The 15,622-nt window shown below is 44.5% G+C and carries 13 protein-coding genes; 8 read left to right on the top strand and 5 right to left on the bottom strand.

The window, feature by feature from the left end; genetic code table 11:
• Positions 1 to 230 precede the first annotated feature (230 nt).
• From AACT19_RS01265 to AACT19_RS01275, 3 genes are all read left to right on the top strand, one after another.
• Entirely contained in the window at positions 231 to 1,469 is a 1,239-nt protein-coding gene (locus AACT19_RS01265; RefSeq protein WP_076644863.1) for an MFS transporter, read from the top strand.
• A complete protein-coding gene (gene yidZ / locus AACT19_RS01270; protein ID WP_076644864.1) occupies positions 1,444 to 2,412 on the top strand; it encodes an HTH-type transcriptional regulator YidZ in 969 nt (322 codons plus the stop codon). The genes AACT19_RS01265 and yidZ overlap by 26 nt, the downstream gene beginning before the upstream one ends.
• 332 nt (positions 2,413 to 2,744) lie before the next feature.
• A complete protein-coding gene (locus AACT19_RS01275; protein ID WP_017087080.1) occupies positions 2,745 to 3,293 on the top strand; it encodes a carboxymuconolactone decarboxylase family protein in 549 nt (182 codons plus the stop codon).
• 97 nt (positions 3,294 to 3,390) lie between these two features.
• On the opposite strand, the gene AACT19_RS01280 is transcribed toward AACT19_RS01275, so the two are convergent.
• Complete coding sequence (locus AACT19_RS01280) at positions 3,391 to 4,818, bottom strand: aminotransferase-like domain-containing protein (protein WP_076644865.1); 1,428 nt, start codon at positions 4,816 to 4,818, stop codon at positions 3,391 to 3,393.
• Positions 4,819 to 4,942: 124 nt separating this feature from the next.
• On the opposite strand from AACT19_RS01280, the gene AACT19_RS01285 reads away from it, so the two are divergent.
• The gene (locus tag AACT19_RS01285) at positions 4,943 to 5,842 is read left to right on the top strand and encodes a DMT family transporter (RefSeq protein WP_017087082.1); all 900 of its coding nucleotides are present in this window, start codon (positions 4,943 to 4,945) and stop codon (positions 5,840 to 5,842) included.
• Positions 5,843 to 5,948: 106 nt separating this feature from the next.
• Here AACT19_RS01285 and AACT19_RS01290 read toward each other — a convergent pair whose 3' ends face one another.
• Positions 5,949 to 6,374 carry a DUF3010 family protein gene (locus tag AACT19_RS01290; RefSeq protein WP_010432976.1) on the bottom strand — a complete coding sequence of 142 codons (426 nt, stop codon included), beginning with the start codon at positions 6,372 to 6,374 and terminating at the stop codon, positions 5,949 to 5,951.
• A 261-nt stretch (positions 6,375 to 6,635) separates the two neighbouring features.
• On the opposite strand from AACT19_RS01290, the gene AACT19_RS01295 reads away from it, so the two are divergent.
• The gene (locus AACT19_RS01295; protein WP_076644866.1) at positions 6,636 to 8,273 is read left to right on the top strand and encodes a methyl-accepting chemotaxis protein; all 1,638 of its coding nucleotides are present in this window, start codon (positions 6,636 to 6,638) and stop codon (positions 8,271 to 8,273) included.
• Positions 8,274 to 8,426: 153 nt separating this feature from the next.
• Here the strand turns inward: AACT19_RS01295 and AACT19_RS01300 are convergent, their stop codons facing one another.
• Positions 8,427 to 8,774 carry a DUF3316 domain-containing protein gene (locus tag AACT19_RS01300; RefSeq protein WP_076644867.1) on the bottom strand — a complete coding sequence of 116 codons (348 nt, stop codon included), beginning with the start codon at positions 8,772 to 8,774 and terminating at the stop codon, positions 8,427 to 8,429.
• A gap of 209 nt (positions 8,775 to 8,983) precedes the next feature.
• Between AACT19_RS01300 and AACT19_RS01305 the strand changes: the two genes are divergently transcribed.
• On the top strand, positions 8,984 to 9,853 hold the full coding sequence (locus tag AACT19_RS01305; protein WP_065605854.1) for a LysR family transcriptional regulator: 870 nt from the start codon (positions 8,984 to 8,986) through the stop codon (positions 9,851 to 9,853).
• 4 nt (positions 9,854 to 9,857) lie between these two features.
• Positions 9,858 to 10,535 carry an endonuclease III domain-containing protein gene (locus AACT19_RS01310; protein ID WP_076644868.1) on the top strand — a complete coding sequence of 226 codons (678 nt, stop codon included), beginning with the start codon at positions 9,858 to 9,860 and terminating at the stop codon, positions 10,533 to 10,535.
• A 193-nt stretch (positions 10,536 to 10,728) separates the two neighbouring features.
• Here the strand turns inward: AACT19_RS01310 and AACT19_RS01315 are convergent, their stop codons facing one another.
• Positions 10,729 to 12,390: a methyl-accepting chemotaxis protein gene (locus AACT19_RS01315; RefSeq protein WP_076644869.1), complete on the bottom strand. Its 1,662-nt coding sequence runs from the start codon at positions 12,388 to 12,390 to the stop codon at positions 10,729 to 10,731.
• 275 nt (positions 12,391 to 12,665) lie between these two features.
• On the opposite strand from AACT19_RS01315, the gene AACT19_RS01320 reads away from it, so the two are divergent.
• Complete coding sequence (locus AACT19_RS01320; RefSeq protein ID WP_004732974.1) at positions 12,666 to 13,178, top strand: RNA methyltransferase; 513 nt, start codon at positions 12,666 to 12,668, stop codon at positions 13,176 to 13,178.
• Positions 13,179 to 13,289: 111 nt separating this feature from the next.
• Here AACT19_RS01320 and AACT19_RS01325 read toward each other — a convergent pair whose 3' ends face one another.
• Positions 13,290 to 15,350 (bottom strand): alpha-amylase family glycosyl hydrolase, encoded by a 2,061-nt coding sequence (locus tag AACT19_RS01325; protein ID WP_076644870.1) that lies wholly within the window; start codon positions 15,348 to 15,350, stop codon positions 13,290 to 13,292.
• Between the last annotated feature and the right edge of the window lie 272 nt (positions 15,351 to 15,622).

The following is a 15,622-nucleotide window of genomic DNA, read 5'->3' on the forward strand; positions in this document are numbered from 1 at the left end:
TGATTGAGAGATGCCTTTATTTCAGCAAAACTCAGTCCAAACCTTGCTTATTTAGTGAATCTCTGTCGGATTTTTATATCTAGCACACTCTATTTGATGAGCCCCAATCAATAGACTTCTTGAGAGAGCATGGGGGTTTGTCGTAAATGGAAAGATCCGTTGTCGTAGATGCCACTCGGTAGTTTTGCATTTCGCTCTTATTATCCTCACATCAATTATGTGGGGGTGTTATGTATCGTTTTCTATTTTGTAGTTTCGCACTTGTGCTTTTGTATCCAACGGCCATTGATCTGTACTTGGTTGGGTTACCTCAAATCGCCGCGGACTTAAATGCCTCTGAGGCTCAGCTCCATGCCGCGTTTTCTATCTATCTGGCCGGTATGGCAACGACTATGTTGTTCGCGGGTAAATTTGCCGATAGCGTAGGGAGGAAGCCCGTCGCCATTTTCGGTGCAATTGTTTTTACTCTCTCGTCGACGTTGGGCGGGGTTGTGAGCAGTGCTGAGCCGTTTCTTATCGTGCGTTTTTTCCAAGGTGTTGGTGCTGGATCTTGCTATGTGGTGGCGTTCGCCATCTTACGAGATGTCTTAGACGATAAAAGGCGTGCCAAGGTGCTGTCGATGTTAAATGGCATAACTTGCATCGTTCCAGTACTCGCGCCTGTGATTGGTCATCTAATCATGACTGTTTATCCATGGCCGAGTTTGTTCACGACCATGGCGGGCATGGGTGTAGTGGTGTGCTTATTATCTGTGTTGGTGCTAAGAGAGACTAAGCTCAACATCAAAGATAATGGGTTAGCCAAAGCCTCTCTCTCTGAGAAATCGCGCTTACCTGAGAAACCTGTAACCCTTCATTCGACTTCAATCGAAACGTTTAAAGAGCCGTTGTTTATTAGCCGAGTGATCATGACCAGTTTCGGCGTGACCACAATTCTCACTTATGTGAATGTCTCTCCACTGTTGATTATGACAGAGCTTGGCTTCGATAGAGGTCAGTACTCTTACACCATGGCATTAACCGCCTTGGTGAGCATGTTGGTGTCATTTTTAGCCCCATTTGCATTGAATGTGTTTAAGCAGAAAAGCTTAATACTGACCTCTCAAACTTGCTTCATTGTGGCTGCTATTTTGTTAATAGCCTCGATGGATGGTGGATTAGGACATTACGTGACATTAATCGGCTTCGCTTTCGTGTGTGGTGGATTCTCGTTAGGCTTTGGTGTCGCGATGAGCCAAGCATTGAGCAGTTATTCGCAGCGGGCAGGTGTGGCTAGTTCGATTCTTGGTGTTTCTCAAATATGTACGTCGGCATTGTTTATCTGGTTTATGGGCATTATTGGACTAAGTGCATTGAATATGTTGATATTTATATTAGCTGTTGGTGGAGTTATCAGTATTGCTCTAATACTATGGGTAGGTCCCTCTCAAGTTAAAAGTGATTATGAAGAAGCCACTAGCCCGTCTTGATCTGAACCTGTTGTTCACTCTGCAATTGCTGTTGCAGGAGCAGAGTGTTTCAAAAACAGCGAAAAAGCTGAACGTCACGCCTTCTACGGTGAGTAAATCACTCACCAAGCTTAGAGATTGGTTTGATGATCCTTTGTTTGTGAAAACGCCAAGGGGATTAACGCCAACGCCACTTGCACTGAGCATGGTAAAAGATCTTCAAGACTGGCTGCAGATTGGAAGCCAAATACTGACGACTCGTGGTGACGAAGCGCCAAAAGATGTGCGTTTGAATCTAGAGGCAGAATCTCCTTTATCTCTGATCATGCTTAACGAGTTGACGCAAAGCGTGTCTCAACGTTACCCCAACGCGAAAATCAAAATGCGTAACTGGGACTACGATTCGATAGATTCCATCGTACGTGGCGAATCGGATATTGGATTTTCAGGGAGAGAAAGCCATCCACGTTCGAAAGAATCCCTAGACTTACTACCTTATTTCATCGACTTCGAGGTTTTGTTTCACGACTTGCCGGTTGTGTATTTGAGAAAAGATCATCCCGCCTTGAAAGAAGAGTGGAATCTTGAGGCTTTCCTTAAATACCCCCACATCAATATTGTGTGGGAGAAAAGTGAAACATGGGCACTAGATGAAGTGCTTACTGACCTACAACTAGACCGAAATATCGTACTGACTTTAGCTGGTTTTGAGCAGTCGTTATTTATGACCGCTCAATCGAATCACACCATGACTACCGTTGCGCCGAATTACTGTCGACGTTACGTTGAACAACTCCACCCCAATCTTACCTGTCTACCTATCCCTTTAGATGAAGAAAACGTCAAAAAGCTGCTGATCCCGTTCACCATGATTTGGCACAAACGCAATGCCTACAACCCCATCGTTTTATGGTTAAAAGACACGCTCAGAGAGCTTTACCAATTTGAAGGGAAAAGTGTCTAACCTTGTGATGAAATTAGATGTTCTGAAGGCTTGTACCGTTGATATTGATCGTTGATTGAAATAAGAATGCAGACTTATAAGCGAGCCCGCCAGTTGATGCCTGGTGGGTTTTTTATTTTTAATCATGGGGTTAGGGTTAGCCCATCTAAAATAAAATCGGTTTTTTCTTAATTGTTGATTCGATAAATAGAATGAAATTGAACGAGTGTTCAAAATAACGCTTGAACGATCGTTCTGGTTTGATCTATATTGTTTTCACACCAACGGAGAATAGTCATTAATTGCTCCGTGATTGAATAACTTTAGAATCATAAATTGATAGGGATAAAACAATGAGCAACTTCAAAATTCATTCAGTAGAATCAGCGCCAGAACAAAGCCAACCTATTCTTGAAGGTGCTAAAAAGCAGATGGGCAGAGTACCGGGTCTTTTCGGTGTGTTGGCTGAATCTCCAAACACACTTAAGGCTTACACTCAGCTTCATCAGGCGTTTAGTGACTCATCTTTCGATGCTGAAGAGCTGACGGTTGTTTGGCAAACCATCAACGTTGAACACGAATGCCACTACTGCGTTCCTGCGCACACAGGTATCGCACATTCAATGAAGGTTGATCCTGCAATCACCGAAGCACTTCGTAATCGCACGGCTCTACCCACTGAAAAGCTGCAAGCACTGCATGACTTTACGCTGAGCATGGTACGCAACCGCGGCAATGTACCTGAAAGTGAAATGGTCGCATTCTTCGAAGCGGGCTACGGTCAGCAACAGGTGTTAGAAGTGATTCTTGGCTTGTCTCAGAAAGTGATCAGCAACTACGTAAACCGCGTTGCCAAAACGCCAGTAGACAAAGTATTTGAACAGTTCGCTTGGCAAGGTTAATCGCTTTTAAGTAAGCCAAGATCTGATAATGATGAAAGCCCCGCTCAGTTGAGTGGGGCTTTGTTGTTTGGATTGAATGTGGAATTAACAAGGTTATCTAACGTACGTGCTTAGCGATTATCTTCGCTAATGTCACAACCCCTTCTTTCCACTCTTTGTTCTCTTCAATATTGGCGACAGTGAAGCGTAAGCAGTGTTTATATTGGTCATTCGTCCCAAACACAGTACCGGGTAAAATTCCCAATTTATGCTTTAAACAATCTTGGTAGACGGCATAACTATCGACCGACTCTGGCAACGTTATCCAGTTTAAAAAAGATCCTTCTGGCTTCGATAAATGATAACGCCCTTCAAGATGAGGATAGCTATCCAATGCTTGTATTAACAAGCTTTGAAACTGCTTTTGATTGGTTTGGTAGAGTCGTTTCATTTTGGATAAGTGACTGCGGTATTTGCCTGTGGTGAGGAATTGACCCACCGCGGATTGCATCAGGTTTGAACTGCCCATGTTGTCGCATAAAAGGTACTTTTCGACTAAAGGTTGGTAGCGACCCGATAGTAACCAGCCGATTCGCAAGCGTGAGTCTAAGGTTTTAGACAAGGAGTTGACGTAGATGACTCTATCTTGGTCATCAAGCTCTTTGAGGCTAGCGATTGGTGTATCGAACGCCAAGCTACCGAACACATCGTCTTCGATAATTGGTAAAGATCCGGTGATCTCCAGTAATGCTTTTCGATTCGCCAATGGCATTCTTGAGCCGGTTGGGTTAGTAAAGTTTGGCGTTAGCAGTAAGGTTTTCACTTCCCATTTGTCCAACGCACTCTGTAGTGATGGGATATCAATACCGTGGCTAACGCTGCTTGGGATTTCAAGGGCTTGCAAGCCAAGTGATTCAAGTAAAAGTAGATTGCCGAAGTAACAGGGCGACTCGACCGCCACGATGTCACCGGGCTTGGTGAGCGCACGTAATGCCAAACTGATCGCCTGTTGAGCACCATGAGTAATCGCAATCTCTTTCGATCCCGCGGGTACGCCTAGATCATGGGTGATCTTTAACAATTGCTTTACTAATTGCTCGTCTCCAGGAGGCAGTTGGTAATAACCGGGAAGCTGAGTTTGTAAACGGCTATGGCGACCGATTTCGGCATACAAGCTTCGAATCGCAGGATTGTTGATGTTCGGGTGCGCGGAGCCTGCCAACAGTTTTAGGCGGCCTTTCGGGCGAGAGAGTACCGATTTGGTGACGGATAAGAGGTCCACTTTTTGAGGTTGGCTTGGTGTATCCCAGCTGGTGGTGTTCGGTGTTTTTACGCGATAGCCAGATTTAGGTACCGAGTAAACCCAACCCGTTGCTTCGAGTTCTTGGTAGGCACGAATTACGGTATTTTTGCTTACGCCAAGCTGTTCGCTTAACTGGCGGATCGAAGGAAGACGATCATCTGGGTGAAAGAGCCCTTTATCAATTTGAGCCTTAATATGTTGTTCGGTAGCAAGATATTTATTGCCGCTGAGTTCTGCTTCCACGTTTTTCTCCCTCGTTGCTCACTTTTAATCTGTAACCATTTAAAGTGTTATATCTGTGTCTTTATTAGTTATCTGTACCCAACTAAGGTAACAGCATTGATGAAGAGTTGACCAGAGGTTTGTAATGCTGATTAAAATGATTCCGTTTGTGTTTGTAATATTGTGGTCGTCAGGCTTTGTTGGCGCACGTCTTGGTGTTGAATATGCCGAACCCGCAACGTTACTCTCACTGAGGATGGTGGCCAACGTAGCGCTGTTCTTGGTTTTGATTGCAATCCTTAAGCGTCGTATCCCTCGTGGTCGCGCATTCTTCCACGCTTGTGTGGTCGGCATCTTGATTCATGGTTTCTACCTTGGTGGCACCTATCTGGCGATTGATATGGGTATGCCCGCTGGGTTAAGTTCTCTACTTGTTGGCTTACAACCGATTCTGACTGCATTGATTATGATCAGCTGTACTTCGCAGCGTTTTAATTTTGCACAGTGGTTGGGATTAGCGCTTGGTTTTGCGGGTATCAGTTTGGTGTTGATGGGCAATATTGAATGGCAGTCAGACGACCAAAAAGGCTTGGCAACATTATTGTGTTTGGTTTCTTTGGTGGGTATTACCTGCGGAACTTTGTATCAGAAGCGTTTCTGTCAGGGGACAGATATGGTCGGCGGTGCGATGGTGCAATACTTGGCTTCTGCTGCGCTGTTTCTACCGTTCGCAATGCGTTACGAAACGATGCAAGTGAACTGGACTGTAGAATTCACGTTGACTCTAACCTGGCTGGTGGTGGTTCTGTCTTGTGTTGCCATCCTTTTGCTGCTTTACATGGTAGAGCACGGTGCATCTTCAAGTGTGGCGTCGGTGTTTTACTTGGTGCCACCGACGACAGCAATTCAAGCCTGGCTTATCTTTGGTGAGTCGTTCGATATCTACGGCGCGACGGGCTTCGCCTTGTCTGCCGCTGCGGTTTATCTGGTGGTGAAAAAGCCGGAATGGATTAAGGCTCGCAGGCGAACAGCGTTAGAGCGGTAAGCGTATTTCATCAAAATTAACTGGGTTTAAAGCCGAGTGATAGAAACAAAAAAGAGCCTGAATATTCAGGCTCTTTCTGTATCAAATATTGGCTAGCGACTATTGATTAGCGCTGCATTAAACAAGCGTAAGCCGTTGTAAACGGTGCTTCTTGGTATTGCTTAAGGCCAGTTTCTTTGAACTTCATCATAAGAGGGTTGCGCTTAAGGCTCTCCTTGATGTCAGCCGGTGATACAACGGTTACGTCTAGGCCGTCGATCAGTTGAATTGCTGCTTCTAGTTTGAAACCAAAGCCACCGCCAGCAAATTTGCCTTTAGTTTGGCGTTGACGAATCACAACTTTGTCTACTTGGTAATCTTCCATTAACTTTGCAAAAGAGAATTGAAAGTCTTTCATATTCTGCGTGTCGTTTGCGTCGCTAATCGCAACCTTTGAAACTCGGCAATCAGGGATATTAAATACACCATCTGACAGAGAAAGAAGACAGATGACAGCATCGTTACCTTTGATTTCAACACCACAAATTTTCATGTTCATACCTATTTACTTTTGAGCCGTACATTATGGTGCTATTTCCATTACTTCTCCAGTATTTGAGCATGTCTGTGGTAAATAAGTGTAAAAACCTCTTTGGCTCTACTTTTTAAAGTTGACCTTTGGTTGAATAATAGACAGCCGATTCAAGGGTAACGTTTGCTATGCGACTAGGTTCACAAACTTTTAGCTAGCTTTTATATTGATACTGTATATTATGCGCGCGTCCCTATTTACTGTGTGGTTATTAACCCCCTTATGAGTATCAACAACCTATCTATTAAGAGTAAAATTGCGATTCCACTAATGGTGATCGTGATTGTTTTCTCGACTGTTACTGTGCTTAATGTCATTAGATCTAATGCTCAGGCTGCGATCAACCATGAGCTGAATAATGTGGTTCAGCCCGTGCTAGACAATTTGGAAGATGGGTATCGTGACATTTACCAAGTTATCGCTTCTGCTCAAGGTCTATTACTCGCGAAAGACCAAGCGGCGATTGAGTACCAAAAATTTGAATTTAAAGATAATGCTTACAAAGCGGTTCCTCGTTTTGAAAGTGTGGAAACTTTATATACAGCGGGCGTGCTGGATCCTTCTTCTCGCAGTGAGTTGTCAAAGCTTGTGAACGCGATGAGCAAGTGGGTGGCGCTGCATGAACCAATGTTTGCAGATCCTGCTAGCGCATACCAATACAACATCAATTACTCGCCAGCATTAGACGCTGAGTTTGCAATCATTCGTGTTCAGCTTCGTGATATCAGAACCCTGATTGAACAGAAGCAGAAAGAGCTTCGTCAGCAAGCTGCTGACTCTATCGAATCAAGTAAGTTGATCATTGAAGTGGGTATGGCGGTCGCTGTTTTCGCTGCGCTTTTTGCGATGTGGTTATCTAACCGTTTTATCGTCCAACCAATCCAGAACGTAGAGAAAGCGATGAATGAGATCGCATCGGGCGACGGTAACTTGTCTCAACGCATGAAGGTTGAAGGCAACGACGAAATTGCTCGCTTAAGCTCCGCATTTAACCAGTTTGTTGGCAAGATCCATGTAACCGTGGAACAAGTTATTCTCACATCGAACGCAGTACGTGGCGAGATGGAAAACATCAAATCACTCACGCAAAGTGTTGCTGAGTTTTCTTCAAATCAGCAGCGAGAAAGTGAAGTGGTAGCTGCGGCTGTTCATGAAATGCAAGCAACTAGCGAAGTGGTCAGTGGTAATGCACTGGATGCCGCAACTGCAAGTAACGTTGCCAATCATGAAGTGGAATCGGCTGATACGACGCTGGGTTTAACCGTGACTTCTATTGAACGCCTTGCGCAAGATATCGAGAACGCGGGTGGCGTGGTTCAGGAGTTGGATACCGATGTGAAGAACATTGCTTCAATTCTTGGCGTGATCAAAGGCATTGCAGAGCAAACCAATCTGCTTGCATTGAATGCGGCGATTGAAGCAGCTCGTGCCGGTGAGCAAGGCCGTGGTTTTGCCGTAGTCGCAGATGAAGTAAGAGCGTTGGCGAGTAAAACTCAAGACAGCACTGGCGAAATCCAATCAATGATTGAACGCTTAGAAGTTGGCGCGAAACACGCGGTTGGTGTAATGACTGAAAGCAAAGTGAGTGGCGAGAAAACCATAGTTCAGGCAGGAACGGCGGCGTCTTCATTGAGTGAGATTCGCAACTCAATCGGCAAGATGAATGACATGAACACACAAATCGCGACGGCGGCTTCGCAACAGTCTCAAGTGTCTGAAGAAGTGAATAAGAATGTTCAACGCATCGCTGAAAGCACCATGCAAATGGTTGAGATGGCGAGCAGCGCAGAAAATGCATGTATGGCATTGGCCGAACAGTGTGAAGCGCTAGATAGCCTTGTGTCTCAGTTTGAAGTGTAATTTTCAAAATTAGACAGACGAATATGAGCTGATAATGGTTGCTCGTTTGAATTCCATTAATCAGCGCTGAACGAAAAAAAGCCCGTACTCTATGAGTGCGGGCTTTCTTTTTGACTAGGTGATCAGTTTTTAGATCTAATCAATCATTCGGTGTTAGCTGCTGCGACCGTCTTTGTATGTGTAACGGTAGTCAACTTTTACGTTCGCTTGGTAATGAATGTCGCCGTTCATATTCGTGATTTTCTTCACTTCCATATTCGCGTCATCAATCTTGAACGAATCGTATTTTGTTGTTTGTTGGAACTGTGGCAGTTCTCTAGAAAGCTCAAAAGGTGTCTTTGCGCTTAACTCGTCCATAAGGTTGGTGCCTGCATCGTATGCTTCGGCTTCACTAGCATATGTGTCAGATTTTAACGTTGTTTCTTGAATCGTTGTTTTAGTTGCTGCAAACGCTGTGGTGCTGAGTACAAGAGATGATGCAAGTATGATTAATTTCTTCATAGGGATACCTTACCTTGTTGTACTAGTGCTTTAGATATTCTCACCCTAGCAATAGGGGATAAGATTAATGTTAGGACAAAAATATGTTTCTGTAAGGGAATGACTATAGGTGCCGAAGATTTATGAACAGCGCATATCAAGCAAGGTGACACTGATATCTATCTTCAATACACTGTCTGGGTAACCATCGTTTAGCATAAGGTAAAAGCATGGCCAATTGGGAAGGGGTAAGTGAGTTTGTTGCAGTGGCAGAGCGTGAAAGCTTTACCGGTGCGGCGCAGAAGCTCGCTACGTCGGTGGCTCAAATCAGTCGTAGAGTAGCAAACCTCGAAGAACGACTCGCGGTGAAACTGCTCAATCGAACGACGCGTAAGGTTTCTCTAACAGAGGCTGGGCAACTCTATTATCAGCAGTGTAAGTTGCTGGTTGAAGGCTTAGAAATTGCTGAGCTTGCGGTCACGCAGATGCAATCCACACCAAAAGGCTTACTGAAAGTCACTGCGCCTGTGACTTATGGTGAGCGCCAGCTCGCCCCAATACTTCATCAATTTTTAAAGCTTTACCCACAAGTAGAACTTGAGTTGATGCTGACCAATCAAAAGCTCGATCTTATCGATTCTGGTGTTGATGTGGCGATTCGTCTTGGCCGCTTAGAAGATTCAAGCTTGGTCGCAAAGAAGTTATCGCAGCGACAGCTTTATGTATGTGCAAGCCCTGAATACATTGAACGCTATGGTGAGCCGCATACGCTCTCTGAATTGAGTCACCATCAATGTTTGGTCGGTGGCTTTGAACATTGGCGCTTCAAAGAAAATAAACGCCCTCGCTCGGTTCGTGTTAATGGACGAATTAGGTGTAACAGTGGCCTAGCCTTATTGGACGCCGCTAAACAGAGCATTGGCTTGGTTCAACTGCCAGAATATTACGTGAGTGAAGATCTAGAGTCGGGAGAGTTGGTCGAAGTGTTATCCGATTATCGAGACGACAAAGAAGGGATATGGGCGCTTTATCCTCAGAACCGTAACCTGTCTTCAAAGGTTCGCTTGCTTGTGGACTTCCTGTCTGAGCAATTGGATTAGTTCTATGACCCAAAGCCACAACAATTCAAAGGGTCAAGCCGAGCTGATCCTTAGCGTGTTCGACACCCTTGAGCAGCACTATGGCTATTTTGATTGGTGGCAAAGGGAAGACCCTTACGAGATAGTTTTGGGCGCTATTCTAGTTCAAAACACCAACTGGAAGAACGCAGAGAAAGCGCTCACCAACTTAGGCGATAAGTGCGATCCAAGCTCAGTAGCCGAGATGGGTCTTGATGATCTTGCCCAAAAGATTCGTTCGAGTGGCTACTACAATCAAAAAGCCATTAAGTTGAAGGCTGTGACTGAGTGGTTTTCGAAGTACCAATACGATATGTCTGTGGTGCGAGAACAGGACAAAAATCAGCTGCGAAAAGAGCTATTGGAAGTCAAAGGAATCGGTGGTGAAACGGCTGACGCGATTCTGGTGTATGCGATAGGTAAACCATCTTTTGTGATTGATGCGTACGCAAGAAGGATCTTCACTCGCAATGGACTCGATGTGCCTAAATCGTATGAAAAATTTCGAACCTTGATGGAAAGCGTGATCCCTCTAGATACTAAAAAGTACGGTCACTATCATGGTTTGCTAGTCGAACATGGTCAGCAGTTTTGTAACCCTAAGCCCAAGTGTGAACATTGTCCTCTGAATCAAAGTTGTGTTGAGGCTGAATTTGGGTCTTAGAGCCGTGCAATATGCTCCCTTACATCAATACCCCATTTAATTAGAAACGGGCTTCAGAGTAGAGATTCTGAAGCCCGTTCTTATTTAGTGTGAAAAGTCTTAACGTTAAGTAGCGCTTACTTGCTATTTATAAGCAGCGTTTACTTACTATTATAAGTAGCGTTTATTTACTATTTAATAGACCGTAAATGTCCTAGACCGTGAAGCGATCAACCAAGTGGTACAGCTCATTTGCGCGGCTGTTGAGGTTTTGGCTACCCGCACGGTTTTGATTCGCTAATGATGCCGATTGTGAGCTTTGATCGGATATCACCACAATGCGTTGAGATATCTCTTGGCCAACAATGTTTTGCTGCTCTGTCGCGGTAGCAATCAATGAGTTCATGTCCATGATCGTATCAATCGACTCTTGGATTTTCGCCAGTGCTGCGGCTGCGGCATTCGCTTCTTCCACCGTTTGAGCACTTTTATTTTGGCTCGAATCCATTGCTTTTACGGCAGCATCTGACGCGGCTTTTAGCTGCTGAATCATTTTATGGATGTCGCCAGTGCTTTCTTGAGTTCGGCTTGCCAGTTTACGAACCTCGTCCGCAACCACTGCAAATCCACGCCCTTGCTCACCTGCACGAGCGGCTTCAATTGCTGCATTCAGTGCTAATAAGTTTGTTTGTTCGGCAATATCTTGAATGACCGTCAGTGACGACGAAATGTTTTGTACATCACCTTCTAATCTAGATACCACTGTGTTGGCTTCTGACACTTCGCTAGCAAGACTAGCAACAGAGTTGGCAGCAGCGTTCACTATTTGTTGCGCTTCTTTGGCATTACCCTCTGCAAGCTTCGCTGAGTCAGCCGCCTGACTTGCGTTACTGGAGATCTCTTGTGCTGTTGTTGTCATTTCGGTCATTGCTGTTGCAACTTGTTCAGTCTCTTCACGCTGACCTGTGGCAATTTCATCAACCTGAGCGGCGCGAGAAGACATACTGCTGGTTTCAGCGACGACTTGCTGGCCAACATCACTCACGCTGCGGATGATGGTTTGTAGGCTAGCAACGAAGGCGTTGAAGTTCTCGCTGAGCTTAGTGAACTCAGGGGCTTTGAATTTTTCCATTCGAGCGGTTAAATCGGCCTCGCCACTTGCAAAGGCACTAATTGAACGATCGAACTGCTCAAGAGGTTGCATTATGGTGCGGTTTACTGCAACGGCAAACACAGCGACCACTAGGGCAATCAATCCGCAGAAAATCGCGATAGCAGTCAGGGAACTTTGTAGCGCGATATTCGAACTTTCTTTCATCTCGGCAATAACAGCGTCGATGTCATCGGTGTAGAAGCCGGTACCAAGCATTAAGTCCCATTGCGGAACAAATACTGAGTAGCTGAGTTTTGGTAACGCGACAGATTGGCCCGGTTTCGGGAAATAGTAAGTCGTAAATTCACCCAGTTTTGAGTTCTTGATCAGGTCTCGGATTAGGTAATTACCTTGCTTGTCTTGAAGGTCATAGTAGTTTTTACCAATACCATCGTTACTTTGTCCAACCACAACTCGGACACCTTTAGAGTCATAGCCAAAAATATAGCCTGATTCGCCATATTCTAGGGTTTTCAATGTTGGTAGAGCTTCTTCTAGTGTTGCCCCTTTATCTAAAAATGGGCTGATCGAAGAGTAGGCCATTTGCAGGTACGCTTTGAGTTCCTTTTCTTTCATCGCCATCATATTGCTACGCGTCGATTCTACTTGCTGTGCGGTTAGCTCGGTGCTCTTCATATACGTCACGCTCATCATGCCAATTGCCATTAGTAGCAAAGGAATGAAAGAGAGAATATAAAGGCGGTTTTTGATGGTTAGGGTCATTTCACGCTTCCTGTGTGATTTTCTCATACAATTTTCAACACATTATTAATGTGGTTTCAAAATGTAAATGGGCTTGTTGTCTAATTGTTACCCTAGAATATTTTTGTTTGATAAACATGATGGCGGTTAAGTTTTTAATGTGAGAAGCCTTGCAATTAAAGGCTTAAGAGCGAAAAAGCGAGTTTGTATCGATGCTTTTGAATTCGACGTTGTTTTGGTAGAATGCGGCCCTTTGTAGCACCTTGCTATGTTTATTCGTTAAGTGAGAAATATTCATGAACAAAAGCCATGTGATTATTGGTTTAACTAACCCAAAGAGCCCGACGAATGTTGGCGCTGTTATGCGTGCGGCTGGTTGTTACCAAGTCGACGAAGTTAAATACACAGGGCAACGCTACGAAAAAGCCGCTAAATTCCACACTGATACGAAGAGCGCAGCGCGCACGATCCCGCTTACTGCCGCTGAGTCATTTTTAGATAATCTTGACGCGGAAACTCAGATTGTGTGTGTAGAACTAGCAGAAGGTGCGACACCACTGCCTCGTTTTAAACACCCTGAAAATGCTATCTATATCTTTGGTCCTGAAGATGGCTCAATTTCTCAAGATGTTGCGGATAGAGCTGATCACGTTGTGTATGTACCAACGGTTGGTTGCATGAACTTGGCTGCGACGGTTAACGTGCTGCTTTATGACCGCCTTGCAAAGTCAGATGAAATGGATGAGAGCAACGAGCTGATTAAAAAGAGCCGCGATAACCGTAATCACTTGCAAGTGAAGCAGGGCTAGATATCGTTCTAATCGTATGTGGTCTTTTAATATCCAATGTCGATTAAAGAAAACCCCTTATTCGTAGGAATAAGGGGTTTTTACTTGGTTGATCTTGGAACTTAGGTTTGGCTATTCAGCACATTTGGAAGCCATAATTTTTAATGGTTGTCCCGCCTCATCGAACTGTAAGCTCCATACATACTGCCCTGGATTACGGATGGTAATAGCAGTATCTTGCCCGTAACCACCTTTAGTTAACGAGTTTAGTTGTCCCAGTTTTAGGTTGAGCCCATCCGCTGTAAATTGTGGTGACCAAGCTTTAGACGCGTATTGCATGCGATAGCTACCGGGCTTTTCAGTGGTAACGACTTGGTAAGTGTTTCCACCTTTATACTCAAACTCTCGTTTAGCTACGTGTTTCCAACCTGAATCAGCAAAGTTGCCAACCACATAAAGTGGGCTTGAAATTGGCCCTTCAGCGTTAATCGTTGGATTATTACATTTAGCCATGAAACCTTGTCCAACTTCATTCCCTGTCGCCATTATGGCTGCTATAGGACCTTTTTTATTTGGTTGTGTTATCGACAAGAAACGAGCTTCAAAAGGGTTTAGAACTATAGAGTAATGACCATCAATTGCTGATATAGATTGCTCAGATTCAATATCCGTCAGCTCAGCTTTGGAGCCTGCTTTTTCTTTGGTTAGTTTTATGGTCTGCTCTTTGTTGGTAACGTTCACTGCGTAGATAACTGCATCGCCTTCATAGGCTTTGTGATCGACATATGCGATATCGTTGGCGATTAGGTTTGTACGTTTACCCTGTGATAGAGCGGGGTGCGTTTCCCTCAATTTCATTAAGCTTGTAACGTACTGCTTTAAGTCTTTTTCGTTGGTATTGAGTTGAGTTGTGACACCTTCCACTTTACCGCTAGTACGTGCTACATGGTCATCGCACAAGCCATCAATGGCACAGTCATCAGTCCAAACTTTATCTGAAAAACCTTCTAGTTGATCGCCAATTTCGTCCCCATAGTAGGTGGTTATTGGGCCTGTATAAGCCGCTTGGAATGAAAATGCCGCTTTATAGCGCTGCCAATACTCTTTGTCTTGTGGAGAAGCGATATCACCGCGCTGCAATAAGTCACCAAAGCGAACAAGGTCATGGTTACCAATCATCAAATTGGGCTTTGCGTGGTCTGGGTATAACGAATGTAAAGACATGCCTTCTGCAAGCCATTCTCCACCTTTGTTCCCCACGCCAGCTTCGTTTACGGCAAAGGTTTCTGTTAGGCGGTAGCGCATCGGGAAATCAAACGCAGAACATAAGGCCGGTGCTTCATTTGAACCGTAACCTGTTTCTATAATACGGTTCTCACCGGCCCAAATTTCCGCGACCATATAACCCAGAGGGTTCACGGTTTTACCTTCGCTGTTTACGTATTCGACTTGAGAAGAAGCAGTGTCTACCGTCTCTCTGATTTGACTCCAAGCTTCTTTTGGCACTTGATAAGCCTGATCTAAGCGCCAACCATCGATTTTGAGTTCTTTGATCCAATACTCGGCAACTTCTTGATAGAAGGCTAGGCTCTCAGGGTATGCGACTGGATTATCCTCTCCTTGGGGCACCTTACCTGTTGGTGACGGCACTACGTTTTTTTTGTGGTGGCCAAATACGCCATCAAAGAAGACGTAAAGCCCTCGAGCATGCGCTTCTTCAACTAAGGTTTTAGCTTCTTCCATCGTTCCGAATCTAGGGTCGATATTGAAATAATCAGTGGCAAAATAACCGGTTGCATCCAATCTATCAGTCCAATGGTCTTGGTTTTCGATAGGCTCTGAATTAAAGATTGGGGTTAGCCAAATACCGTTCATGCCAAGAGATTCAATGTAATCAAGTGAGTCGATAATACCTTGGATATCTCCGTTATGGTGACTGGTTCCGTAGCCTGTCCCATGACCAATTGAGTCATCGCCACTGACAAAGCTTTCGACCATCACTTGATAGATCCTCAAGTCATTCACGTCGGCATTCGTATTCGTTTGGCATTGGTATGTCGTTGGTTCTTGAACTGATTCAGGTGCAGATTGGCAACCTGCAAGTAGGATGGCGGTAACGGCCAACGCGGTATTGGATAGAGAAAGTTTCACGTTAAGGTCCTTATTATTATGATTTAACTTATTATTCACCATCCTGATATTCTATAAATCCTCCGTTAAATAGTGGCAATAGGAGTAGACGGTAGGCTGAGAGACTGGGGTCACAATATGTGGCTAATTTCTTATGCATATTATGATGAAGTGCTGGTTTTTGAGTCCCAGTTGAGATTTGTACGGCCATAAATTTTATTCAGCATGTATGTGTCTTGTTCAGATTAAGTAACGCTCTGCTTCTAGTGTTATCTATCCCGTAAGCAATCGGATATTATCTTTGGTTCATCATTAGATAATTGAAGGGTTAGATA

Source organism: Vibrio sp. 10N.222.47.A9, from assembly GCF_963872585.1.
Lineage (GTDB): Bacteria > Pseudomonadota > Gammaproteobacteria > Enterobacterales > Vibrionaceae > Vibrio > Vibrio splendidus.